The following is a 25,847-nucleotide window of genomic DNA, read 5'->3' on the forward strand; positions in this document are numbered from 1 at the left end:
TGAAATAAGAACCCTATACAAGCCTCAAACAACGCCAAGGGATCCTAATAGACTAACAAAAACAATTTATGGCTTGGTCAGGCAGCTTAAAAAGCTGCCCCATTAACCATAAATCAAATTCAAGCAACACAAATTCAATCTAATCTAAGCCAATTTAAACTCCCCAACTAAGCGCTTCAAACGGCTGCTCAGTTCAGACAAGCGAAGATTAGATTCTTGTGTTTGGCTAGCGCCATCAGCATTAACCTGTGCAATCTGATCGATACTTAAAATGCTGCGATTAATCTCTTCAGATACTTGCGCTTGTTGTTCTGAAGCAGTCGCTATTTGAGTATTCATCTCTGTGAGATGGTTAACTGAAATAATAATACGCTCCAGTGCTGCTCCTGTTTCCGCTGCCTGTTCAACACCGCTAGCAGCTATGACCTTACCTTTGTTCATCACATCCATCGAACTACGGGCATATCCTTGTAGATCAGTAATGATGGTATCAATCTCCTCGGTAGAAGCTTGAGTTCTTTGTGCAAGATTACGTACTTCATCAGCCACGACTGAAAACCCTCGACCGCTGTCTCCTGCGCGAGCGGCTTCTATTGCTGCATTTAAGGCTAGTAAATTTGTTTGGTCAGCAATATCTCTAATGACTTCGAGAACAGTCGTTACTGAATCACTTTGCATATTCAGTCTCTGAATAACCTGATTAGCTTGCTCAACCTCAGATGCTAATGCATTGATCACATCAATGGTTTCCTGTGTGACTCTTAGACCTGTTTCGACATCAGTTTGCGCTTGATGCGTAACGGCCAGCGCTTCACTGGTACTACATGCAACTTGCTGCACAGCAGATGTCATCTGATTAATAGCCGCTGCTGCTTGGCTTGTGTCTTGTTGTTGTTGATTAATTGAAACCTGAGTTGTGTCCACATTTTGAGATAATTGCTCAGTAGCCTCGGCCATTACTTGGGTTGATTCAGCAACATCACTAACAGTATTTCTAATCTTATTTACAAAAGTATTAAAACGACTCGACAATAAAGCAATTTCATCGCTGCCTTTCACTTCTAATTCAACTGTGAGATCACCACTGCCACTGGCTATTTCTTTCATATGTTGTGAAATGCGACTGATAGGGTTCGCAAGTGAACCCGCTAGCTTCAAAGCAACAAGAACAATAATGATTAACGAACTAATTAGCAGAGATCCCAACAACCACTGCAAATCATATATAGGGGCAAACGCTTCAGCTTCATCCATTTCAGCTAATAAGGCCCATTGCAAACCTTGAATAGTAACCGGTGTATAGGAAGATAAAACCGGATTGCCGTTGTAATCAATAATGATGTTTGTGCCGGTTTTTTGAGCTAAAGCGTCATTCGCGGCTTGAGTATCAACCTTGCCTTTATCTGGATTTGCGAAAGACGCTAAAACAGTATGGTGAACAGGATCCAAAAATGAGTCTGATCGCATTAAATGATCGGGTCCGACCAAATAGGTTTCCCCAGTCTCACCTAAGCCATTACGTTCTCCCATAATGCTGTTGATATCTGTAATCGATAACTGCAAAGCAACCACAAGTTCGATAGTCCCCTCAGCATTCATAATAGGTAGCGCTATAAACGCTGCTGCCGCACCATTTGAAGGAGCATAAGGAGCAAAGTCAGTAATACCAAATTGTCCAGATCCTAGTACTTGTTTAAACAAGCGTGCTAAATTTGAATCTGCATAAGCACCTGTCATCAGGTTAGTACCAAAATCAGGCTCCCTCTCTACCGTATAAAAAATATCTCCACGAGGATTAATCAAAAACAAATCATAGTAACCACCTTGTTTTTGAAAATTCGAATATGCTTGGTCCGAGGAAGCGGATACCTTGTAGGGTTCAGGATCATCTAGCTGACTAGGCTGCCTTAAACGTACAATTTCAGCCAGCTGGTTTAGATCAATCTCCCTTTCTGCAAAATAGTTCTCTATTTGCCTCTTTTTGATTTCTCGTATACCTGTGAGCTGTTGATAAACTGAACTTTCAAGTGCATTACTACTATCAATAATTGCGACACTGATAGCAATCAACAAAGGCACAAGCCCCATCAAAAGTAATGACATTAAGATTTTTTTACGAATAGTGAGTGAGCGGAACATCGCACAGCCCTCCTTGCAACAAATTTAAATCTACATCCCTGCACATTTTGTGCGTGCTCCATGCACTGTAGACCAAATAAAGTAAACTGCCATTTTTAATAGTTAGTCATAACAGTTCTAGCTTGAATTAGTTTCATAGCCAAACAACTACACTACACTTGTAACCCATCTAGAATCACAAATAGAGTTGATCAAGCACATAACATGCATTATAAATACATCTAAAAGATATCTTTCTACTACAAAAATAAATACAGCGAGGATGTAAAATGAAACTCCTATCCACTATGGCAGCAGGGCTGTTAACGACTACTCTGTGCTGGGCAGGTCCAGGTGATCAGGTTGATTTTCCTGCAGACTATAAAACCAATTTCACCCCTTATTTATCCCTCAACCGTACTCAAAATCACGACCAATACATTCGCCTATATATCAACGATAAAGGTCTGAGCGGCACTCAGGAAAATGGGCAATTACCTTACGGTTCTGTGATTGTTGCAGAGGTCTATAAAGCGAGAAAAGACGCCGACGGTAATGTTCTTACCTCTAAACTGGGTCAACGACTTAAAGACAAATTTGCGCTTGTCGCAGTAATGGAGCGCCGCGAAGGTTCTGCCGCCGAATACCCAGAGGGTTTAGGTAACGATGATTGGGATTTCGCAGCATTTAAGCCTGATGGTAAACGCGCTAACAAAGATCTAACTGCTTGCGCTGCTTGTCACGCGCCTTATAAAGACAGCCATCACCTTTTCTCTTACGAACATATCCTTACAGAACAAGCGATGAAGTAATCGCCTATTATAGCGATATTCTATACCCTGGTTTTATCAGATATTATGCTTGAATCAGGGTTTTATTTTTTCATAGCCAATCAGATCATTGTGCGAACAGATGGATGCGAAAAGCGCTCAGGAATATTGTTTATCCCGCCCGGAATCAATTCTGGACTTCCCCTTTATGCCGGATGTTCCGGTATTTAAGGTCAAAGGGAAAATGTTTGCATTGTTAGGACAGTGTGGAACGACTGGAAAAGAACTAGGACCTGAATTCGCTAATCACCACTTCCTCAATCTAAAATGCGATCCAGAAGAAGCTATCATTCTTAAGGATATATTTCCTGAAGTACTTAGCGCTTATCACATGTCGAAAAAGCACTGGATCAGCGTCGTCTTAAAAGATTCAATGCCAGCTAAAGAGATTGAACGCCTTATCGATCGATCTTACGCCTTGGTCGTCAAAAGTCTTAAAAAAAACGAGCGTATCAACCTAGAACTTACTTATCCACTAGAGCAACTCTACCGATAGTAATCCTTATAAGAAAACAAACCGCTATCGCTTTTTCATTTTCTTTTATGGGAGCTAGACTAAAAAGAAAAGATCGGCTTTATGAGCAAAAATCTGTGCGTCCTATTACTATTAGCCCTAGTGCCAATTTTCGCCAATGCATGTACTTTGACTATGGGTTACCGCACCAGCGAGAGAGTACCCTTAATCCAAAAAGCACCCGATAATTCAGGCCTGTACAAAGATCTCTATTCGAAAGCTAGCGCACTAATCAACTGCACTCTAAGGATCGTACGGCTTCCCAAGAAAAGAATTCTTCACGCCATGAAAGATGGCACTATAGACTTTTATCCTGGATTTAACTTCTCTCTAGAACGCCAACCTTATACCTTCTATGTTCCAAATGGACTGACTACAGGCCTTAAAGTTATATCTCTTAATAAGAGTCCTGAGGTTAGGAGAATAGAGGATATGCGAGGGCGATCTATGTTAGTTCCCAATGGCAGCCCTACATATGGGGCTGCTGAAAAAGGGGTCATCGTAGTCGTGGTGGAGAACTTAGAATTGTCGCGCGCCATAGAAATGCTAGAACAAGAGCGCGCAGACTATTATCAATACCAAAGCGATACCATTCGTTATTATCTGAAAAGAAATCCCAATTCGAAAATTAAAATACACCCTTGCTGCTCTGCAGAAGAACCAATGTACTTAGGTTTTTCAAAGCTCTCTCCACACTACCAACGCGTAGATAATCCGAAATATAGATCCGATTTAGCGTTAACGATTAATAACGAGCCAGATAAGCTTTTACCTGAAAGCCTGCCGTATAAGCTAGAGAAAGCACTAAAATATCTCGATGATTCAGGCTTCATCGATAAACTGGAGAAAAAGTACTATGAATAGTACCCATCAGACTATATAGGTGAGCGATATCAAACGAGCTGTTTCTCTAACCAAGCAGCATAGTTAGTTGGAGCTAAAGGCTTAGAAAAATAGTATCCCTGTGCCATATGGCATTTATGCCTAATTAAAAACTCCAACTGATCCTTAGTCTCAACACCTTCTGCCACCACCTCTATGTTCAATGCCGCTGCCATAGAGAAAATTGCATTTACAATCGCTATATCACCCTGCTCAAATGGCAAAGTATGGATAAATGACCGATCAATTTTCAAAACATCAACAGGCAACTGCTTAAGATAGCTCAAAGAAGAATAACCTGTACCAAAGTCATCCATCGCAATAGAAACACCGAGTGTTTTCAGTTTGTTAAGAGTACTTACAGAATGCTCAATGTTTTCTATGACTGCATATTCAGTAATCTCTAGCTCAAGCTGCCCTGGGTCTATATCAAAGCGTGTCATTCTCTCCAGCAGATAATCAAATAGGTTAGCGTCTTTAAGCTGTCTCGGAGAAAGATTGATAGCAACTTTATGTCCAACGATTCCCTCCTCTTTCCATTCAGCTAACTGCTTACATACTTGAAAAATTACCCAATAGCCTAAGTCGCAGATAAGGTCGCTCTTTTCTGCTATCTCTATAAATTGATCTGGGTGATAAACCACCTCGCCATCATCCAACCAGCGAATCAACGCTTCAGCACTGTCATAAACATACTTGCCATCTTGTATTCGAACTTTAGGTTGATAGAACAATTGAAGCTCGTTATTACTCAGCGCTTGCTTGAGCTCTTGTTCAATTCGCTGTTGAGCCTGCCTTTGCAGTTCCAAATCAGAGGAGAAAAAGCGTACTTGCCCTCGGCCAGCTTCCTTGGCCTGGTACATAGCAGTATCCGCCTGAATGATAAGGTCTTTTCCATTATCAGAGTCATTAGGGAAAGTAGAGATACCAACACTCGCTCCCGGTTTTATTACATGACCATCAATAATAAAATCTTCACCGGCTTGCACAACCAGATCATCAGCGAGACCAATTAGGTCAGTGGCATCATCAAAATGGGTCACAATTACAGTGAATTCATCACCACCAATTCGATATAAATTATCCGAATCCCTTAAACGCTTTTTAAATTTTTCAGCAGCACTGATAAGTAATTTATCCCCGACGGCATGCCCAAACTGATCATTTGCCCATTTAAAGTTATCCAAATCTAAATAGAGTAATCCCACTTTAGATTTTTCCCTTCGTGCACGTTTAATCTCTTCATCTAAACGCATCAAGAAAGAATGACGATTAGGCATATCAGTCAACGAATCGTAATAAGCTAAGGCATGAAGCTTTGCTTCCGACTCTTTTTTATCTGCAATATCCGATAAGACACCAACATATGTAACCTCATCGTCTTGGCGCTCTACCCTATTTAGATTCAACCAGCCAGGAAAAGTACTACCATCTTTTTTCCGCCCAATAACCTCACCCGACCAACTACCTTCGTGAAGAAAGTTATCAGCCACCATGGCTCTAAAATCCACACTACTATCATCTAGAGGCTGGATATCAGGAAGCAACCCTAAGATCTCGCTTTCTTGATAAAAGGTTATTTTGCTGTAAGCAGGATTAATATCGACTAAGCTGCCGTACTCATTGGTTACAAACACAGCTTCATCTAAAGAATCTAAGGCTCGTTGAGCTACTTGAAGTGAGCGCATGGGGGATACAAGCGCAAATCGTAGAATGATATAAAGTGAACCTACAAACAGCAGACTAACTACCGCTACTTGAGTAATTTCCACGATAAGATTTTGGTAGAGGCTTTCGGTTAAAGCTTTATCGCTGTAACTTACCTCCACATTACCGATGCTAACCTCACCACTATTTATCGGATAGCGGATTCGGTTATCAAAGCCAGTCCAGACACCAGCGTGCTTTTTCTCCTCAAATTGGCGGATCTCACCATCAATTTTGATTCGGCCCATATAAAGGTGACCAAAATTCCCGTAGACCTTAATCCCCTCCACAAAGGGTGAAGCCATTTCTGAATCTAAAATAGCGGAGGCTAACTCTACGGAATAAGTACGATCATAAGCTTTTTTATAGACGTTCCAGATTGTAGGCCTAACCGAGTTAGCCACGCGCTCTGCAACCGAGTGGCCTCGCTCTTGCAAATTGCTCTGCATTAATTCGGAAGCAACGCTAAATCGCACGATCACAAAAACAGTCATTACCAAGAAAGTGATTAAACTCAGAATGACAAGGAGACGAACGGTCAGTCTACTAAACATTATTTATCGTATGGCCCAAACCATTGATAATAGTTGTTGTAAGCGTCCTTGAACTCTTGTTTTTTCTCAATGATTTTCTTACTCAATGGATCACGAGAAGCGTAGTCGTCTAAGATACTATCAGACACAAGTCTCCAACGCTCAATATCCTCGGGGCTCCATGTATTAATATTAAAATCATTCGCTAAGAATAGATTAAAGGCCTCAAAATCTTCCGTTTTCGCCTTCAACGTAGTGGTTAAAGTATAGGACTTAATGGCCGTTTCAAGAATAGCCTGCAAATCAGGTGGTAATTCATCGAAGGCCTCTTTGTTGATTAGGAAATCAGCGAGTACAGATGGTTGCCAGATTGCAGGGACAATTGCATGCTTACTGATATCATGCAAACCAAGATTCCAAGCCCCACCTGCGGTGGTCCACTCCACAGCATCAAGATCACCATTTTCCAACGCAGGGCGTATCTCCTGAGGTACGGTTGGAAGTGTATAAGCACCAGCAGCTGCAGCTAAAACTTCGCCTGGTAAGCCTGGGCCGATACGAATTTTTTTAGCGTGAAGGTCATCTAAACCTGTAATCTCGGTTTTCGACAGTAACCCAAACTCCATTCCAGCCCACCAAGCTGGACGCCACATTAAACCATCAGGGCTTGCTAGTTCATTTGCTAGTCGTTGACCTTCTCCAGCATAAAAAAACATCATCGAGCCATCAAGGTTCATAAAATCAAATGGCCCAGCATTCATCAAAGCCCAAGCTGGATGCTGACCTGACCACCAATTTGGCCAACCATTACCCATTTCAACTCGACGCTCTTTAACCGCATTATAGATATCTGGGCCACCTGTAATTACACCACCAGGGTGAGCCTTAATAATTAAACGCCCAGCACTCATCACTTTGACATTATTAGCAAAACGCTTGAGCTCTTTAAAATCAATGCTGGTTTCAGTCGCCTGTGACTGCAACTGCCATGTATATATCTTTTCTTCTTTCTCAGTACAGCCAGAAACTCCCAGCAGTAACAACATAGAAGAGAAGGATAGAAGAAGGAACTTTAAGACCTGATGAAACATAATCTACTCCAGACAGACTATAACTTCACAACTGCAATTGGGTTCAAAATTAACTATAGAAACTAATGCGCTTCTGTCTATTCACTCTCTTTCTCAAAGTGTAATAGGAATCTAGTTATCACTATTGGTATCACAGTCTCCTTATTAATCATAGGATTATTAACTAACAAACCTCCACAAAACCCCTTCATTTCAACAACTTAAGATCTAAATTATTTTTAATAATCGACGTTACTATAAAGTGCGCAAACATTATCAAATAGAGTTCCTTTAGCATGGAGATAGGAGGAGACACATCAAAAAAAGTACCGAAAACAACTACAGACGTCGGTTATGTAAAGTAATCGACTATATCTACGAGAATCTGGATAAGAATTTAGATGTGAACATTCTGGCTGATATTGTCGCTATGCCTCCCTACCACTTCCACCGGATCTATCGAAGAGTCGCAGATGAAGCCATTAACGCTACGGTACGCCGTCTTCGCCTGCAAAAAGCAGCCTCAAAACTCATTCGGACTGATCACTCGATACTAGCCATTGCACAGTCAGTTTCCTATACCAGTTTAGAAGCGTTTAGCCGCGCTTTTCATAAGCAATACGAAGAGACACCTAGAGCATATCGAGCAGGCCATCAACAGCATTCACCTCAGGAAAAGAGTTTTCATGCTGATATCCCACATATAGCTCAAGAGCAAGGGAACATGTTTGATGTCGAATTTATTAATCTAGAAAAACAGGGCCTGATCGGGTACGAACATCAGGGGGACTACATGAATATAGGACAAGCATTTGAAAAACTGTTTCTGTTTGCCGGAACTCATGATCTTGTCACCGACAAAACTCGTTCGTTTGGTATCTATTACAATGACCCAGGCAGCATACTAAAATCTGAACTACGCTCCCTTGCCTGCATGACGATAGAGGCACCTCTTAGCGAAGCCGATACAAACCCACCAGAATATATAGAAATACCCGCGGGTAGATGCTCAACAATTCTATTTAGAGGCCCCTATGCAGAGCTAGAAAAACCGTATGATTGGTTCTTCGGAGAGTGGCTACCACAAAGTGGTATGGAAGCAGCCGACTTTCCTCCCTTCGAAGAGTATCTAAATGATCCCAAAAATACGCCTCCCTCAGAACTACTTACGCGCATATATTGCTTAATAAATTAAATAAACATGTATAGAGCAGGCTCCCCAGTACTTATAAGCCTGCTCCATACTAATTAAAACAACCGTTTACAAAACAGCAAATTAACCTTTATTTTCAAATGGTTATTTACTCCTCAAAGTCCCTCAGAAAGCATCATAAAAACAATACCTTCGGTTACTTATATGATTCCTAATATAAAGTGATCATCGATTGAACACTAATAAGCGGAAATTCGATATAACCTAATTACTAAAGGGTCTAAGTACGATGGTTGTCACTAAGATGTCTGTTACTCACAAGTTAACAGCAATCATCCTGTTATTACTCAGTGTGAGTATCGCTATGAAGGCGTACGACCTCTGGGAATACAGAGCAGATTTATTACAAGAGCGAAAACTTCAGTCCAATCATGCTGTATCTATGGCATACAGTATTATTGACCATTTCCAGCAACAGCAAGCTGCAGGTGTTTTGAACCAAACCACCGCTCAAACTCAAGCGCTTTCAGCCCTTCAAGCGATGCGCTATGACAATGACAATTATGTATGGATCAATGATCTTGATTCTCGCATGATCATGCACCCCATCAAGCCTGAACTTGATGGCAAAGATATGAGCAGTTTTAAAGACGGCCAGGGCAAAGCCCTATTCACAAATATTGCTAATACTGCACGTCAAAATAACGAAGGCTATGAAGATTATCTATGGCCTCGACCAGGTAAAAGTATCGCGGTAGAAAAGATTTCCTACTTCAAACTTTTTGAACCTTGGGGTTGGGTGATCGGTACAGGCGTTTATGTTGATGATTTAGATGCCAGTTTTTATTCAAGACTAACAGAAGCTTTAGTTTTCCTGGCTGTTGTTATCCCATTCGTCGTTTGGCTATCTAGTATCATTTCACGCTCTATCACTCAGCCACTAAGTCACATGACCAAAGTTATGGAGAATGTCGCTAAAGGCAAACTAATGGCTCGAATTGATATTAAAAACCAAGATGAGTTGGGCGATGTTAGTAAAGCGATAAACCATACCCTTGATATCCAACAACAGCTGATTCAAAAACTGACTAACTCAAGCCACCATATTCTGAGTTCAGCAGAACAAATGGCTTCAACAACTGAACAAACTTCCGCAGGCGTTAAACAGCAACATGGTGAGACTCAGTTATTGGCAACCGCTATGCAAGAGATGTCAGCAACTGCACAAGATGTTGCAAACAATGCCCAACAAACTGCAGAGATAACTGTGCAAGCAGAAAGTACTGCACGCTTGGGAGATGAAATTGTTCGAACCACAATCTCTGCAATTAATGATCTCGCTGCGCAAGTTCAGTCCCAAGCCGATGTGATTACTAAGCTCGAACAAGACACGCTACAAGTAGAAAGCATTCTCAGTGTTATCCGAGATATCTCTGATCAAACAAATTTACTTGCTCTAAATGCTGCGATTGAAGCAGCACGAGCAGGTGAGCAAGGTCGAGGGTTTGCCGTAGTCGCAGATGAAGTCCGAGTTCTAGCAAAGCGTACATCTGAATCAACTGACCAGATTCAATCACTGAACGACCGTCTGAAAAACGCCTGCCAAGGTGCAGTCAGTATGATGAGCAACAGTCATTCTGAAGCGCAAAACTGTATTGATCGTGCGGCCTCAGCTGGTGAACACCTCAATGACATCGTACTCAATGTTCAGCAGATCATGGAGATGAACAGTGCTGTTGCAGAAGTAGTCCAACAACAAAGCCAAGTAGCCGAAGAGATGAGTAACAACCTAAATAACATCTCATTGATTGCGGAACAAACCCAAGGTGGCGCAACACTTACAGCAAACAATAGCGAACAGCTCGCTTCTCTAGCACGAGAGCTACGTCAACAAGTTCAGCACTTCCAAGTGTAATACTTAGCGAGTGGTAATGGTGCAATGCCATTACCACTCCTTATTGTTTAATCCCTATTAATCTATTTCTTCTCTTAAGATTCTCGAACACATCAACTCCCCTCTATCATTAGCTTTCGAAGGCTGCTATAAAAAAGGTAATACTAATTGAGCCTTATTAAAAATAATAATAACGAGGGTCTGGCATGCGATTCTTTTGGTGTTTTTTCCTATTATTCCTGCCTCTTCAGCTCCACGCTGAAACTATTCAAATGCTCAACTGGGACGCCTACCTAGACCCTAAAGTAAAACAAGAGTGGGAAACCAGCACTGGTCATCATGTTGAAATCATTAAGTTCGATAGCGATGAAAAACGCGACGCACTGCTCCTTGAAGCACACCAACACAACATCGATATTGCGGTTGTTGACGAGATCGTTGCGGAGCGTTTCGGTGAAGAAGGACGATTTGTAGAGATCCACGAACAGAACCTGCCCAGCATTAAACTGATAGGGAATTTTTGGCGCGAGCGATGCGGAAAATATGCAGTTCCCTATTTTTGGGGAACGTTAGGCATAATCTATAGATCTGATAAGGTCAGCCCTCCTAGTTCTTGGAAAGAAATAATCCAGCCCTCTGAAGAGCTGAAAGGTCATATAGGTATGCTAAATGATTACACCGATCTATTAGCGCCTGTACTCTTTATGAATGGTGATCCGCTAAATACTGACAATTTAGAGATTTTAAAAAGAACCTTTAATGCCTTAAAGGACCAAGCTGACTATGTTCTAACATACGATTACCCCATCACCTTTCTTGAATCGTCTCCACAAGCGGACCAGCTTTACATGACCGTTGGATATGGAGGCGATCAATTAGCGATGAATGAAAGGGTTGGAAAAGAGGGTCTATGGAAATACGTTGTTCCTGAAGAAGGTACCGTACTTTGGGTTGACTGTTTGGCAATCCCTTCTAACTCCAAACATATTGATACTGCTCTAAATTTTATTGAATACTTAAACCAACCTAAAGTTGCCGCGGAGAACGCTGAACGCCTCCACTATGCCACTCCTAATAATTCAGCAATGGCAGAATTATCAGAAACATTTAGGAATAACCCCGAAGTATTCCCTAGCCAAGCGATTCAAAATAAAAGCGAACTCTATAAAAAACTAAGCAACGAAAATATTAAACAACGCCTACGAATCACGAATGCTATAGTTAATATTCATGAATCTAAACAAACGCGCTAGCTTTTTAATACTGCCGATTATTTTTGTCAGCTATACGCTAGCCGCCTTGGTTGCGTACGAGCAACAAAGCCAATCCATTCAAAGACTAGAACAACACAAACTAAATCTACGTTTAAGTGCACTTCACTCTGAATTTTCAACCTATGATCGCTTCCTTGATGCCTACCTTGTGTCATTACTTGAAGGTGAAACGCTGGAAAACTTCATTAGAGACACGAGTAATATTTACCGGGATCGGATGCTGACAAACAATTTAGAATCGGCTATCGAACGCTATTTCAATAATTTGACTGAGTTCGTGTCCCTAGCGGTTCTAGATGCAAATGATGATGTACTTTTTTACATAGAAAACAGTACTGACCCCTTTTCTACCATTCGAAAAGAACAATTACGTCTAGCAGAAAATATCAGGGCAAAAAAGAAACTGAATATTTGGGAGCACCACTTTCAAACTCAGGGCTCCATAATGCAACAAGGGATTGCGATCGATTCACGTACCCTTACCACCCCATTACTCATTCAACTGGAAGATACATTTAAAGTCATTATCGCGGCAAAGCCGAAAGCATTCGATTCACTGTTGCAAGAAGTACAAGAAGAGTTCCAAGCAATCGTCGTATTTTCCGATAAATATAATCGTCCCCAAGCCAATAAGTTGTACGCTAATGTCCAGCTAAAATCTAACTACTATTTGGGTATAACGCCCTCACCAGCATATTTAGGTAATCTGCTTGCCAATCTGAAACAGCGTTTACTCTTTATTGTAATTTTAGGTTCATTAATTACCTTCACCCTACTCCAACTGCTGATCAAAAAATTCATCACTGCGCCTATTTCACAATTGGATCAACAATTAACAGAGATCACAACTCACGAACGGCAGAATATTGATGCCCCACAATCAAATGACGAAATTGGGCGCCTCGGACGTAAATTCCATAATCTCTATGAACAACTGCATCAGTCCTATCAAAAAAGCCACCTGCAATCCCGAACTGATGCGCTGACTCAACTGCCCAACCGAGCAGCCTTCTACGACACGGCATCTCATCAAATAGCAGAGGCAGAAAAAACCGAAAGTCTGATAAGTTTGATCTACCTAGATTTAGATAACTTCAAGTTTGTAAATGATAAATATGGTCACGAGGTAGGTGATAAATTACTACAAGCAGTGGCTATACGTTTAAACAACATTATCAATATCACCGCCAAAAAGTACGATACGAAAGCTCCCCAAGCCTTCCGCCTCTCTGGCGATGAATTTATTGTGCTATTGCCAAATGTATCAACCGAACAGGCTCTAAAACTTTGCGAAAAGATCTTACATCTTTTCGCCGACGGTTATCATTTTGAATTAGGTCATTTCCCTGTTACAGCCAGTATCGGTTTAGCTACCTACCCTCAAGATGGCCATACACTCTCTCAGCTTATATCAAACGCTGATTTAGCCATGTATCAGGCTAAAAAATCAGGTAAAAATAAACAAGCTGTCTATTCAAAAGAGTTAGCAAAGCGGGATCGTCAGAGAAAAGAGGTTGAAACAAAATTAAAGAACTTAAATCCAGACAAAGAGTTCACCCTCAACTACATGCCTATCATCAATCAAGATGGCTCCATTAAAGGCTGCGAAGCGCTGCTACGCTGGCATTCGAAAGAACTCGGCTTTGTACCACCCGACCTGTTTATTCCAATAGCAGAAAGCACCGGAATTTTTGAAAAGATTGATCTTTGGGTTGCCCGTAAAGCTCTTAATGACCTATCTGAACTGTGTAACCTTTTCGGCAATCAGTTTGAGCTTTCTATCAATATATCCTCAGCAGAAATTGGATCTGAAAGGTTTATAAAAACGCTTAAGGAACTGAGCATTAATAGCCAGATCCCGCTAAATAAAATTATTTTAGAAATCACGGAAACCTTCGCCTTAAGCCAAGAGCAGAATGCGCTGGGTTGGCTCAGTGAATTACAGGATCTTGGCTTCCAGATTGCCATCGATGATTTTGGCACCGGTTATACCAGCCTTATGCAGATGGTTGATTACCCAGTAGATATCATTAAATTCGACCGAGAGTTGGTTAACCGCATTACCCTGCCCAAGAAGCAAACATTAGCAAAGGCCTTGGTAGACCTATGTCATTTCCAAAATATTACGGTCGTTGCAGAAGGGGTCGAAACGCAGGATCAACACAATCTACTGAAAGCTGCAGGTTGCGATTTTCAACAGGGCTATTACATCGCCAAACCTATGCCCATAACAGAGTTAGAAAGCTGGTTAACAAACTACAATCTATAATTGATAGATAAGATTTTTCAGTAAGGATAATAGTCTTCCCCTCCCTACTCGAGGGTATTTATTCAGGCATTAGTCTAAATGAAACTGCTATCTCGAATCTTTGTTATTTTAGCGCTAATAGTCAACTACGCTATAGGTTCAGAACTCGAGGTAAATCTCACTGCAGGTGAATATCCTCCCTACCAAAGCCAAGAATTGAAACACTATGGCGTAGTCTCCCGAATCGTATCTGAAGCCTTTGCTTTAGAAGGTGTACAAGTCAACTTTACATTCATGCCCTGGAAACGAGCGTACCCCTCGATTTTAGAAGGGAAACTAGATGGCGTGGGCTACGCGACCAAAAAAAAGGAACGAGAAAAATATTTCTATTTCTCTGAACCGATTTTTCAAAAAACACGTGTTTTTTTTCATCACATAGATCACTCCTTTGACTGGAATACTATTGATGATCTGAAAGGGCTACAAATTGGGGCGTTATCTGGATATGCCTACAATGACGAATTCGATCTCGCGGCAAAACAACAAATAATTACTGTACAAAGGGTAGAAACGCACCAACAAAATATTGGAAAGCTAATATTAGGCAATAGAATCGATCTTGCTATTAGTACCATCAATCAAGGCTACGACGTCCTACAAAGGGCTTATCCACAGGCTAAAAACTTAATCACCTACCACCCTAAACCACTACATTCACCCAATATGCATCTAATGCTTTCTAAGAAAGTAGAGAAAAACAAAGACCTCATCGTTTTATTCAACAGAGGTTTAAAAAAACTCAAAGAAAGCGGAAAGCTGGAACAATACTTTAAAGAATCACAGCAGGGAGAATATTTACCTTAACTCCCCACTTAATAAAAATTTTCGTTTTTAACTTTTAAACGTGATCACTGATAAGCTTCTGTCCCCCATAGAGGAACTGTAGATAGGCTATGTTTATAACTGCCTGACGTCTCTTTGGTCGAGTAAGATACGTACATCAATGTACGCGATTGGGGATCGTAAATTCGACGGATTTTCATCGATTTAAAGAAAATGCTTTTCGATTGTTTAAAGACCACTTCACCGGATTTAGATTTATCAATCTTCTCAAGCATCGCTTTATTGATCACACCAGTACGACGACAAGCAATCGATGAATCACTCGGATCAGCAAAATCCAGGTCAGCTTCAATACTCGCCACATGACAAGTCACACCTGTAACAATAGGATCAACTAACACACTAATTTTAATATCCTTAGTGGTTAAGACACCCAGTGAAACATCCCCTACTTCCTTCTCATCACTGCAACCAGACAAACCTATAAGAGCTACTACTAACAATAGTTTTTTCATCTTCGTCCCTAAATACACAATATCTAATAAGTTTGCCTGAATTTTCTAAAGCTAGCCTTAATCTTTGATGTTAAATCACTTCGCCAGCTCATTCAGCGGGTTGCTTGTTCATGCATTGATTCAGCTGCCGCTTAGTAGCGTTATCTTACTCATTTTAAAGTTCGCTCGTAGAAGCTCATTTACTTTGTGTTCTAACTACTTAGCTATAATAAAGAAAGTATTTCAGCTATCGATAGTGGCCTTTCAGAAATAACTTAGAGAAAAATATGAAGTTTTTGTTTTCCCTAGTTCTATTTATAGTGACTTTATTTCCTGCAGCTAATGCTGACGAAAAAACAATCATCATGGGCTACAAAGCTATTGCTAAGCCTCCTCTAATCGGCGGTAACGGTGATAACTCTGGACTCTATTTAGACCTATTTGAGAAAGCAGCTGAACGAATCGGCTATAACTTGCTCGTTGTTAGGATCCCCAAAAAACGACTTCACTTTGAGCTAGCTAGAGGTACTGTCGATTTTTATCCTGGCTCCTCTTTTTCTCAAAAAAGAACAGGTTACCTGTTCTACTTACCAAACGGCCTCCAAACAAAGGAAGTCCTTATTTCCTTAGATAACAGGGCCGAAATCCAATCAATGGAAGAAGCTGAAGGTCGTCTAATTGTCGAGCTATCAAGTAGCAAACTCGAATGGAACCAAATTTACCCCAAGCTAACAATCTCGAAAATGGGCAAGCTTTCTATGGAAAAAGTGATAGAAGCACTCAACACAGGTAGAGGTGACTTTTACGTTGCGGATATAGAGATAGTGGATCACTACCAAAAACTGAATAACATAGAAAATTATGAAGATATCGGCATCAAAATTCATCCTAATGCGATCAACCAAGCCTTTATACCAATGAACATGGGCTTTTCTCGTAAATCTAAACTCTTTTCAGAATACCCGAACCCTAGCTTTTCCCCTGATGACGAGATAAGCATTGAGAATTTTTATACCATAGTAGACCAAGACTCAGTGGCTTATCAATTTTACCAAGCATTGGATCAACTTAAACAAGAGGGTTATACACAAAAGCTTTATGACCAGTATTTCAAGCAAGCTCTAAACACGGATTGAGTATACCGAACCAAAGGGGGGCCTTTCTAATTAGCTCCAACGCCTCGCAGTGGGTTCCCTACTTTAACTTTGGAGTAACGTCGCTTTTTTATGGACGTATGGTGTAAATAACTTCTAGCAACAGCGCTACTCTATGTAGCTCGTGTCCCACTTAGGTATACAGCAACAAGGATAAGCGCAGATGAAAGTCCCATCGAATTACCCTATTAATCAGCCTAAAACTTATAAAGTAGACTCAAGCAAAGTTGAGTTAAACCAAATTCATTCAGTATTTGATCCGAAAGAACTACAAATTTTAAGCACGGAAGAGGAGCAAAAGATACTTTATGAACAAGCAAAGATCCCACAATCAACCGTCATAGAACATAAAGGAAAGGTCATTGCTTCTTTTGCCGAAAACGCTTGGCGGTATTTTGCTAAGAGTAGTGACTTCAATGAAAACTACTCAAATTTATCTGATACCCAAATTATCGCGGAATTGACAAAAAAGTATGGAAAATCGCTTTCCATTACCAATTACCCTCTAGGTGCAGGCCCTACAAGAGCAGAACTTTTCGAGAGGGTTCATGGCCATCAACTACGGTTTATTGATGACCATGTATAATTTTTAGTTTAAAAATTAAGAAAGGTTTACATGCAACAGCAACTGTTTAAAAATAAAACTCGCTATTAGAGTTTTTTAAGAATTTCGATGCTTTTGTTAGTAATTTCATCGCAATTTCCTGTCATATAAGCCATAGTAATAGCCCCTTCTTGCATAATACAAATTGCATCCAAAAGATCAGGGTTATCCTTCCCTAAATACTTCTGGATTAAATTTCTAACCTCTTGTTTGTGGTAGCCACAGTATTGAGAAATTTCACATTCAACATCACTAAACTCGGCTGAAGTATTAATAAAAAAGCAGCCTCGAAAATCTCCTAGTTCTGCTTCCAAGCCCTTAAACCAACCATTTAACGCATTAAACACAGCTTCAATTACATCTGTTTCAGATTGAGCACCAACCAGCTTTTTCTCTAACCAAGCCATAAAGTTGTCATGCCTCTGCTCCAAGGCTGCCAACACCAATGCATCTTTACTTTCGAAATGATTATAAAGGGTACGTTTAGCAACCCCTGACGACTTTAAAATTTCATTTATACCGATGGAATTAATGCCATTTTTGTAAAAAAGCTTTAACGCAGTATCAATCAGTAACTGCCTCTTTTGACTCATTGTTATCTCCTATCAAAGCCATTCCATCTTGGCAAAAGTAGTACGATTTGTCTACTTCTAACAAAAAAACACCAACTGAATTTATGCGTCTAGCTCAAATGGTCCTTCTACTTTTTGAAAATTAATTTATAAAAAACGATTGACACAAGTAGACAGACCTGTCTATTTTATTAAGTAGACAAACCGTTCTACCAATTTAGGGAGGGATTTATGAATCAGGTTGTTTCAACTCTATTCTGCGGATTTAACTTATCTTCAGTCAGCACATTATCTAAATTTGTTAAATCTCGGCTAAACAAGGCAATGACCTTCAGCTTGATCTGTAGTGCCTTAATCTCTCCTATTGCAAAAGCAGAATTTCGTAAATCAGTACCCCAACCAAGTTTTGGAGCATCAACTCCATTTACAGGACTGCTAGCGGCTTACTGTTTGCCTGTTCGTCCTAACCTTCTCTCAAAACCCAACATTCAGTTAGAACCAGAATTCGTCGAGGTTCATTTAATGCTGATAGAGGAAAACCAAATGAAATTTACAAAAACACTGAAAATGGCTGCTACAGCGGGCGCACTATTAATGAGCAGTATGAGCTTTGCTCAAGCAATCAATATTGGAACCAACGATTTAGCGATCAAAGGTTACGACCCAGTTGCGTATTTCACACAAAACCAAGCGATTGAAGGCTCAGCTAAATTCACCGCAACGCATGAAGGGGCGATCTATCGTTTCAGTAATGCATCCAACCGCGATCTATTTAAAGCCAATGCAGATAAATACGCTCCACAATTTGGTGGTTACTGTGCAATGGGTGTAGCACTTAACAAGAAGCTAGACGTAGACCCAAGTGCTTTCTATATCAAGGACCACAAGCTTTACCTCAATTTAAATAAAGATGTGCAGAAAAAATGGCTGACTGATATCCCTGGTCACCTCAAAACTGCAGATCGCATTTGGCGTGGCATTGAAGACTTAACAATCGCTCAAGCAAACGCAGAAGATTAATTAACAGTGCCCCCGTATTTACATGAGTTCAAAGGAACAGGAGAAAACCAAAGTGAACAATAAACAACATGTAGCAACAACCGCTCTAGCAGTCGCTCTTTCAACCATTGCGACCCTTCCCTCTGCTCACGCTGCAGGTAAAGAAAAGTGCTATGGCGTTGCACTTGCGGGCCAAAATGATTGCGGCAATTTAGCCGGCACACATTCATGTGCAGGCCAGTCCAAAACCGATAACGACTCAGGTGAATGGAAACTTGTCGCAAAAGGTACATGTAAAGAGATGGGAGGCCTACTGAAAGCTGAAGCTAAAAAACGTTACGCCGAACAGCAAAAATCGTAATGAAATACACTCATTAGGAGAACAAAGATGTCCTGCCTCTACACGGATAAATTTACCGAAAAAACCTGTAAAGCTATGGTCGGAGTGGGTTTACGCCACCAGCATTATAAGGAGGCATTACTGGGAACATCGTCCATTGATTTTGTAGAACTGCATGCCGAAAACTTCTTTGCCGAAGGCGGCATTATCCCTGAACTATTAAACGATATTGCTCAACAGTATCCAATTAGTTTGCACTCTACATCGATGGGTCTAGGTTCAGCAATTGGGATAAACAGAGAGTATCTGCTGCGCTTAAAGCGCCTGTCACAGCAGATTCACCCCATTTTAATCTCTGATCACGCTTGCTTTACTTGGAGTCATTTAAATGGGAAATCAGTGCACGCAGGAGATCTTTTACCGCTTGAGTTTACGCAAGCAAGCCTAAAGGTTATGGCGGATAATATTGATCAAATACAACAACTACTCGGTCGGCAAATCCTAGTAGAAAACTTGTCCGCATATATTACTTTTCCACATTCACAAATGAGCGAAACGGAATTTCTCTCACAATTAGTACACTTGACCGGTTGTGGGCTGTTATTGGATCTGAATAACTTACTTGTTAATGCTCATAATTTCAGTGAACACCCCGCTTTAACTAATGCTGAAGACTGGATAGCTCAAATTCCCATAAACGCCGTAGGTGAAATTCACCTAGCAGGCTATACCTCGATTAAGCAAGGTGAATTGATCATTGATGATCATAGCCAGCCCGTATCAGACGAATGTTGGGCGTTATACCAAAGCACATTGCAATTAACAGGTCCGGTTACAACCTTGATTGAATGGGATAACGATCTACCCTCCTGGCATGCACTATTAGCACAAGCAGAATACGCAAAATCAATCATGCAAAATATCACTCTTCCAAAAGAGGAGTTTGCCCATGCTATCTGAACGCACTGCTTTAGATAACCGCCAAGCAGCACTTATCAATATGATATTCAGCGGCATTCAGTCTTCCACCGAACATCCATTCCACCCTGAGGAACAAGGAATTCAAATCTATAGGAACAACCTATTAATTACCGCAACCAGAGCCCTGTGTATGAACTATCCAGTAATTGAAAAAATGCTTGGACCTAAGACCATGGGGCTTTTAACTCAGCAGCTTCTAGAGATAGAACTACCTAACAGCGGTGACTGGGCGGACTTTGGTAAAAGCTTACCAGCTCTAATAAATAAAGGCCCTTTGCATCAAGAACATCCTTATTTGGAAACAACCGCAAAGCTTGAATGGCATTTAAAGCAAGCGGCAAGAAGCACAGTAACAAATCTTGATATTGCTTCACTTTCTCACCTCTCCGACACCGACTTAGGCACTGTTTATATCCAACTAGGAGAAAATATAAACCTGCTTACAAGTGCCATTAGAGTTGATGAGCTTTGGCGACTCCATCAGCCAGGCAGAAATAAAGACTTACTTAACAGTGAAAACCTATTAACTGTTCTCATACCTCAAGATAAACCGTACTGGTTTGTGATCTACCAAAAAGACCATCTTCCCTGCATCAAATCAATCTCTGAAGCAGAGTATCGATGGTTCTCAGCCATACAATCTGGCCACAGCCTTTCTGATCTTCTAGAGCAATTCCATCAGTTTGACTTTAGCCAATGGTTATCTGAAGCCATTGAACAACAATGGCTAAAAAAACTCAGCAAACGATAAGATAAGGAGCTCACAATGATTCACTGGATTAGAAGCACATACCAAAATTATTTAGACCACGAAAAAGTACTCAATAAAGTTCATATAGTGGCATCTATATTTTCTCGGTTTTACATAGCCCAAATATTTTTCAATGCGGGTTTAACCAAAATACAGGATTGGGACACTACGCTATTTCTTTTTGAAGAGGAATATCAAGTACCTTTCCTGTCATTTGAACTAGCTGCTGTTCTTGGAACCATGAGCGAGCTAATTCTTCCCATCTTATTATTTACAGGATTATTAACTCGCGTTGCAGCCATAGGACTATTTATCGTAAACCTTGTCGCTGTCATTAGCCTGATCGAAATAGCGCCAGCCGCACTTTATTTGCACTACATTTGGGGCCTTCTTCTAACTCACATCATCATTTACGGTTCCGGCCCTATTGCACTCGACAATGTGGTCCGAAGAATAAATCCGAAAATGCACATGAATAAAGAAATACTCACCTAGAACAAGCTAGGCTCAGAGGAAGTCAAATTTTAGGCTTCCTCTTATATCCCTACCCAGAACTAATCCATTAGACAGGTAAAAAATTATGCCGATAGACAGTAGGAGTAACTTTAAAAGTGTAGCCCCTTTCGACAACAGTAAGTTGGCTATAATGAGTCCAAATCAACAACAAAGACTACGGGATTTACAAATAAATGTTGGGCAAAAATTAGTAATTAAAAATGGTTTGGAGATCATCGCTTCTTTCAGTACAAATGGCTGGCGCCACTTTAGAAATGCTGATGATGTAAAGCACAGCTATTCTTTAATGACCGATCTAGAGTTAGTCGAAAAGCTAAAAGAAAAATACGGTAATTCACTCTCTATTTTTGAATACCCAAGGAATGAAAGACCGACGCTCGCCGAGGTTTACAAATAGTACGTAATCTCTATTTATTAGGGCTACCTATGTATCTACTCGAACCTGATTTCGGCCTTCTGACTTCGCAATATATAAGGCCTTATCAGCTCGGCATAAAAACGCTTGGCTATCCTCACCCGAAATATATTCTGCAACACCAAAACTTGCTGTAATCACTAAATTCGGTTCACCTTCATATGCTCCTATATCCAGTCTGATCTTTTCTGCTAGAACTGTAGCTCCTTGTTGATCAGAGTGAGGGCAGATAATAAGGAACTCCTCCCCACCCCAACGACCGACAATATCACTCGCACGTACTCCCTTTTTAATTAAATGAGCGGTAGCAACAATGACATCATCTCCTGTTTTATGCCCGTATGTGTCATTTATCATTTTGAAATGATCCAAATCGCACATAATTACAGACAATGGTTTTTGATAGCGTTTTACACGCTCTATTTCAAAAAGCATTGCATCATCTAGCTTCCTTCGATTATGTAAACCTGTCAGTTGGTCAGTAACTGCTAACTTACTGATCTCATCAGTCGCCTCTAAAATCCTTTTTTGCATACGTCCAAACTCTACAAAGAGTTCACCGATTTCATCATCTCTCACTACATTGGGAATTAGATCATTTCTCACCTTTTCTAAGTTAGAAAAATTTTTCAGCCGTTCTTCAAGTTTTAGTATCGGATTCAAAACTAACCACCACAGCACAGCCATGGTGCTTAAAGTCACGAAGGCTGAAATGATAAGAACCAACCCCGCAATACGAAACACATACATTCGTAATTCAGTATTTATAAACTCTACATCTAACCTCATGGTGATCTGACGACTGCCAACTTCCGGAACGTCTAAAAGCCATTGAATATCTAATTTCATATTCTCTCGCTGGTAATAACTAGAACGACGTAAAGTTAAATTTGAAATCGAGTCCCCCTCCTCTAAGTCACCAAAATTAATCTTTGACTGTTCGTTCTCTTCAAGTCTAAAACCAAGAATATTATCCATGGAGAGAGAAGCGGTTAGCTGTTCAATTGAGCTCAGATCGAAAGGAATAGACCGTTGAGAAAAAATATTATTGACGACAAGATCAGCCAACTGCTCTTGCTTATAAACCAGCTCACTTTCACGTTTAAGGTAGGATGGGACAAGAACAAGGATTTCTATGACAATAAGAGATAAGAAAACAAAAAAGGCTATTTTTCGGGCAAGTTTAGATTGTAAGGCCGCAAGCAAGGACGCTACAAAACTATTCCTTTCCATTTACAAGTGCCCTCTACAGATGCCTACAGTGGGTGTTATAAATCTATGATATTCAGACGGTTAGTATAGTCTATTCAGCTGTTGTGCTATGATTTTCTAGATCCTGATATCTAACCATTAACACTATAACCAATTTAACACTTACCTCATCAATGCGGGCCAAGTCTACGAGTAAGCGTATTTAATAATGGGTAATATTCTGGGTCGGATGAGATATTATTGTGCCCAGCATGATCAAACTCATAGATAGTCGCTACATCATCGGAAAAACTGCTGAATAATTTCATCGTACTCTCTTCAGGTATCACAGCGTCCTCCCCTGCAAGTAGAATAGCGGTTTTTGATTTGACCGCAGGAGCATAGTGCCAAGATAAGTATTTATCTTTGAGTAACAACGATACAGGGAGTCCCCAATAGCGCTCACTCGCTACGTCCTCAATGCTACTGTAAGGCGTTATCAAGATAAGTTGCTTAGGAAATTTTTCAGCTGCCAATCGTGTAGCGATACCTGTTCCTAAGCTTCTCCCCATCAGCACCATTTCAGTATTACCCTTGGCAACGTGTTCATACAACACTAGAGCATCTTGATAAATGGGCTCTTCTCGTGGATAACCATCACTACCATACCCCCTGTAATGCATGAGATATAAAGAGTGTTCAGGGAAAGTTTGCTTAAACTTAACTAGGCGTTGCGAAACATCTTCAGCATTACCCCCAAAATAGATAAGCGCTTTATCACTGTTCCTCTTTTCAAAAGTCACAACAGTATGACCCACTTCTGTCGGGATCAGCAGAGTATGCTCTTCACTATTAATTTTCCGTTCTTGAGGGAAATAGAGGAGGTTTTCTTGATTAAAGTAAAGAACTGCGCAAATCAGTATGTAACCAAAGCCACCTAAAAATAATAATTTTAAGACTGCTTTTTTCATATTTTTAAACTCGTAATACGACATCCAAGCAGATTATGTAGCAAATTCTAAGATGGCTGTTTCAATCAACCTAACATTTTCTGCCAATACACCACTGCCTAATACCAATAATCTCTGGGGTCCCATATTCAACTTCTCGCCTACTGTAGTTTACTCTACACCTATATCTTCAAGCTCACTATCAAGCTATTCGTTGCCTTGAAGCCCACTCTATATGACGTTGTATTTTCGTTGCACCTAATAAAAGCTCCAACGTATAAAACTCTTTAGCCAAAGTCATCTCATCAAATGATCGATGTACCGCATCATGACAGCAACGGCAAATATGAATACCAAGATTCAATTCCTTGCGACTATAACGCTTCGAGAAATAGGAACGTCTATGCATCTTTTTTGGAATCAGATGATGGAACGTTAACGACAATGTTCGTTTACATAAAGGGCATTCAGCCACAAGACTCTTCACTAACACTCCTCACTTATCTATAGCGTTTCTACTTTTACCACTTTTTCAGCAAGACAGATCAATTCTAAAAAGATCTGCCTCTACAGCCCCCGCGTAAGATCAGTAATACAAAAAGGTGATCTATGAATGATTTTACTAATTTGAAGCTGCAACCAAGTATTAACAATATATCTGAAGCAACCGCATTGGATATTTACAGTCAGCAGCTTGCGCAATTTGATCTGTTATCCATTGAGGGTGAAAGATCATTAGGTAAAAAAATCAATGCTGAGATGGCTAAAATCATTTCTGAAATTTGCCATCTCCCTCAAGGGCTTGAACGACTTTCTGAAGTATTAGAAAACTATCTACATATTTATCAAGGTGCTGACGGTAAAGCGACTAAACGTTGGAAGTACGATCCTGAGCCTAGCTACATAGCTAACATCACATCAACATTAATCGACACGCTTGAAGTGATGTTATTTTTAAATGAAAAATCAAAGGAAAGAGCACATATCCAAAGTAACTTAATTGCCCTTTTACAAAGTCTTTCACTTGGCAGGCAACAAATCATAGAAATAGCTGAGCAGTTTGCAGGTCAGCAAAAAAACCTTAAAGGACATATTCAAAATTACTTGAAGCTTAGATGTGAGCTTGTAGAAAAAAATTTACGCTTGGTTTACACCGTTGCAGGACGATTCAACAGTAGCGGTGTTAGTTATGATGACCTAATACAAGAAGGTAATGTAGGCCTGCTTAAAGCCGCTGATCGGTTTAATTTCAATAAAGCTTTTCGATTCTCAACTTATGCATTCTGGTGCATACAGAATGTTTTAAAAACTGCGTTGCAAAAGCGTTATCACACCATTTCAAGACCCAGTTACCTCCAAGAAAAGCTCAGTATTATCAAAAAGGCTAGAGCCAAATTTGTCAGTAAACATGAACGACAACCCACACTAAAGGAGCTTGCATCTTTAAGCGGCATCCCAGTAACAACTTTAGCGAAGATAAACACATTTCCTACTGAACCCCTATCGCTTAATCAAGGAATAGGTACAGAAAGCGACAGTACTCTATTAGAAGAGATCGTAGCTGACACCACAAAAGAAACTGACCTGTTTTCTGAGCAACAACTAAAGCGCAAACTTTTAGATCGTATCTGTAGAAAACTCACAATACGTGAGTACCTCGTACTCAAACTTCGCTTTGGTATAGATGCTCGACGAGAACACACTCTGGAAGAGATCTCACACCAGTTAAATGTAAGCGTGGAGCGAGTCAGACAAATGCAAAAAAATGCTCTAGTAAAACTACAAAATCACGAAGAACTAAATACCCAGTGAGT

General features: G+C 40.4%; 25 protein-coding genes. 17 read left to right on the forward strand and 8 right to left on the reverse strand.

The window, feature by feature from the left end; genetic code table 11:
• Nucleotides 1-144: 144 nt before the first annotated feature.
• A complete protein-coding gene (locus ACMXYR_RS11135; protein WP_415901627.1) occupies nt 145-2,139 on the reverse strand; it encodes a methyl-accepting chemotaxis protein in 1,995 nt (664 codons plus the stop codon).
• 269 nt (nt 2,140-2,408) lie between these two features.
• On the opposite strand from ACMXYR_RS11135, the gene ACMXYR_RS11140 reads away from it, so the two are divergent.
• The 3 genes from ACMXYR_RS11140 to ACMXYR_RS11150 all read left to right on the forward strand — a co-directional run bounded on the left by ACMXYR_RS11140 (nt 2,409) and on the right by ACMXYR_RS11150 (nt 4,326).
• Entirely contained in the window at nt 2,409-2,930 is a 522-nt protein-coding gene (locus ACMXYR_RS11140) for a cytochrome P460 family protein (protein WP_415901628.1), read from the forward strand.
• Nucleotides 2,931-3,030: 100 nt separating this feature from the next.
• Complete coding sequence (locus ACMXYR_RS11145) at nt 3,031-3,444, forward strand: MmcQ/YjbR family DNA-binding protein (RefSeq protein WP_415901629.1); 414 nt, start codon at nt 3,031-3,033, stop codon at nt 3,442-3,444.
• Nucleotides 3,445-3,747: 303 nt separating this feature from the next.
• A complete protein-coding gene (locus ACMXYR_RS11150) occupies nt 3,748-4,326 on the forward strand; it encodes a substrate-binding periplasmic protein (protein WP_415901630.1) in 579 nt (192 codons plus the stop codon).
• A gap of 29 nt (nt 4,327-4,355) precedes the next feature.
• On the opposite strand, the gene ACMXYR_RS11155 is transcribed toward ACMXYR_RS11150, so the two are convergent.
• Nucleotides 4,356-6,605, reverse strand: coding sequence for a putative bifunctional diguanylate cyclase/phosphodiesterase (locus tag ACMXYR_RS11155; RefSeq protein ID WP_415901631.1), 2,250 nt, complete (start codon nt 6,603-6,605; stop codon nt 4,356-4,358).
• The gene (gene dctP, locus ACMXYR_RS11160) at nt 6,605-7,675 is read right to left on the reverse strand and encodes a TRAP transporter substrate-binding protein DctP (RefSeq protein ID WP_415901632.1); all 1,071 of its coding nucleotides are present in this window, start codon (nt 7,673-7,675) and stop codon (nt 6,605-6,607) included. The genes ACMXYR_RS11155 and dctP overlap by 1 nt, the downstream gene beginning before the upstream one ends.
• A gap of 382 nt (nt 7,676-8,057) precedes the next feature.
• Between dctP and ACMXYR_RS11165 the strand changes: the two genes are divergently transcribed.
• The 5 genes from ACMXYR_RS11165 (at nt 8,058) to ACMXYR_RS11185 (ending at nt 15,087) form a co-directional block, all read left to right on the forward strand.
• The gene (locus ACMXYR_RS11165) at nt 8,058-8,849 is read left to right on the forward strand and encodes an AraC family transcriptional regulator (RefSeq protein WP_415901633.1); all 792 of its coding nucleotides are present in this window, start codon (nt 8,058-8,060) and stop codon (nt 8,847-8,849) included.
• Between the two features lie 247 nt (nt 8,850-9,096).
• Entirely contained in the window at nt 9,097-10,722 is a 1,626-nt protein-coding gene (locus ACMXYR_RS11170) for a methyl-accepting chemotaxis protein (RefSeq protein ID WP_415901634.1), read from the forward strand.
• A gap of 185 nt (nt 10,723-10,907) precedes the next feature.
• Nucleotides 10,908-11,954 (forward strand): spermidine/putrescine ABC transporter substrate-binding protein, encoded by a 1,047-nt coding sequence (locus ACMXYR_RS11175; RefSeq protein ID WP_415883931.1) that lies wholly within the window; start codon nt 10,908-10,910, stop codon nt 11,952-11,954.
• Entirely contained in the window at nt 11,932-14,244 is a 2,313-nt protein-coding gene (locus ACMXYR_RS11180; RefSeq protein ID WP_415901635.1) for a putative bifunctional diguanylate cyclase/phosphodiesterase, read from the forward strand. Before ACMXYR_RS11175 ends, ACMXYR_RS11180 begins: the two co-directional genes overlap by 23 nt.
• A 78-nt stretch (nt 14,245-14,322) precedes the next feature.
• Complete coding sequence (locus ACMXYR_RS11185; RefSeq protein ID WP_415901636.1) at nt 14,323-15,087, forward strand: substrate-binding periplasmic protein; 765 nt, start codon at nt 14,323-14,325, stop codon at nt 15,085-15,087.
• A gap of 44 nt (nt 15,088-15,131) precedes the next feature.
• Here the strand turns inward: ACMXYR_RS11185 and ACMXYR_RS11190 are convergent, their stop codons facing one another.
• A complete protein-coding gene (locus tag ACMXYR_RS11190; RefSeq protein WP_415901637.1) occupies nt 15,132-15,581 on the reverse strand; it encodes a CreA family protein in 450 nt (149 codons plus the stop codon).
• Between the two features lie 266 nt (nt 15,582-15,847).
• Between ACMXYR_RS11190 and ACMXYR_RS11195 the strand changes: the two genes are divergently transcribed.
• Together ACMXYR_RS11195 and ACMXYR_RS11200 are read left to right on the forward strand one after the other, a co-directional pair.
• The gene (locus tag ACMXYR_RS11195; protein WP_415901638.1) at nt 15,848-16,696 is read left to right on the forward strand and encodes a substrate-binding periplasmic protein; all 849 of its coding nucleotides are present in this window, start codon (nt 15,848-15,850) and stop codon (nt 16,694-16,696) included.
• Between the two features lie 181 nt (nt 16,697-16,877).
• Nucleotides 16,878-17,300, forward strand: coding sequence for a hypothetical protein (locus tag ACMXYR_RS11200; protein WP_415901639.1), 423 nt, complete (start codon nt 16,878-16,880; stop codon nt 17,298-17,300).
• Nucleotides 17,301-17,365: 65 nt separating this feature from the next.
• On the opposite strand, the gene ACMXYR_RS11205 is transcribed toward ACMXYR_RS11200, so the two are convergent.
• On the reverse strand, nt 17,366-17,911 hold the full coding sequence (locus ACMXYR_RS11205; RefSeq protein WP_415901640.1) for a TetR/AcrR family transcriptional regulator: 546 nt from the start codon (nt 17,909-17,911) through the stop codon (nt 17,366-17,368).
• 210 nt (nt 17,912-18,121) lie between these two features.
• On the opposite strand from ACMXYR_RS11205, the gene ACMXYR_RS11210 reads away from it, so the two are divergent.
• From ACMXYR_RS11210 to ACMXYR_RS11235, 6 genes are all read left to right on the forward strand, one after another.
• A complete protein-coding gene (locus ACMXYR_RS11210; protein ID WP_415901641.1) occupies nt 18,122-18,910 on the forward strand; it encodes a YHS domain-containing (seleno)protein in 789 nt (262 codons plus the stop codon).
• A gap of 52 nt (nt 18,911-18,962) precedes the next feature.
• A complete protein-coding gene (locus ACMXYR_RS11215; protein ID WP_415901642.1) occupies nt 18,963-19,250 on the forward strand; it encodes a DUF2282 domain-containing protein in 288 nt (95 codons plus the stop codon).
• A 27-nt stretch (nt 19,251-19,277) separates the two neighbouring features.
• A complete protein-coding gene (locus tag ACMXYR_RS11220) occupies nt 19,278-20,189 on the forward strand; it encodes a DUF692 domain-containing protein (RefSeq protein ID WP_415901643.1) in 912 nt (303 codons plus the stop codon).
• Nucleotides 20,179-20,961: a putative DNA-binding domain-containing protein gene (locus tag ACMXYR_RS11225; protein WP_415901644.1), complete on the forward strand. Its 783-nt coding sequence runs from the start codon at nt 20,179-20,181 to the stop codon at nt 20,959-20,961. The genes ACMXYR_RS11220 and ACMXYR_RS11225 overlap by 11 nt, the downstream gene beginning before the upstream one ends.
• Before the next feature lie 15 nt (nt 20,962-20,976).
• A complete protein-coding gene (locus ACMXYR_RS11230; RefSeq protein ID WP_415901645.1) occupies nt 20,977-21,456 on the forward strand; it encodes a DoxX family protein in 480 nt (159 codons plus the stop codon).
• An 85-nt stretch (nt 21,457-21,541) separates the two neighbouring features.
• Nucleotides 21,542-21,874, forward strand: coding sequence for a hypothetical protein (locus tag ACMXYR_RS11235; protein WP_415901646.1), 333 nt, complete (start codon nt 21,542-21,544; stop codon nt 21,872-21,874).
• A 27-nt stretch (nt 21,875-21,901) separates the two neighbouring features.
• Here ACMXYR_RS11235 and ACMXYR_RS11240 read toward each other — a convergent pair whose 3' ends face one another.
• The 3 genes from ACMXYR_RS11240 to ACMXYR_RS11250 form a co-directional block, all read right to left on the reverse strand.
• The gene (locus ACMXYR_RS11240) at nt 21,902-23,125 is read right to left on the reverse strand and encodes a GGDEF domain-containing protein (RefSeq protein ID WP_415901647.1); all 1,224 of its coding nucleotides are present in this window, start codon (nt 23,123-23,125) and stop codon (nt 21,902-21,904) included.
• Between the two features lie 149 nt (nt 23,126-23,274).
• The gene (locus tag ACMXYR_RS11245; protein ID WP_415901648.1) at nt 23,275-24,054 is read right to left on the reverse strand and encodes an alpha/beta hydrolase; all 780 of its coding nucleotides are present in this window, start codon (nt 24,052-24,054) and stop codon (nt 23,275-23,277) included.
• Between the two features lie 181 nt (nt 24,055-24,235).
• The gene (locus ACMXYR_RS11250; RefSeq protein WP_415901649.1) at nt 24,236-24,520 is read right to left on the reverse strand and encodes a hypothetical protein; all 285 of its coding nucleotides are present in this window, start codon (nt 24,518-24,520) and stop codon (nt 24,236-24,238) included.
• Nucleotides 24,521-24,642: 122 nt separating this feature from the next.
• Between ACMXYR_RS11250 and ACMXYR_RS11255 the strand changes: the two genes are divergently transcribed.
• Complete coding sequence (locus tag ACMXYR_RS11255) at nt 24,643-25,845, forward strand: RNA polymerase sigma factor RpoD/SigA (RefSeq protein ID WP_415901650.1); 1,203 nt, start codon at nt 24,643-24,645, stop codon at nt 25,843-25,845.
• The last annotated feature ends 2 nt before the right edge of the window (nt 25,846-25,847 follow it).

The sequence above is a fragment of the Neptuniibacter sp. QD29_5 genome (assembly GCF_047778125.1).
Lineage (GTDB): Bacteria > Pseudomonadota > Gammaproteobacteria > Pseudomonadales > Balneatricaceae > Neptuniibacter.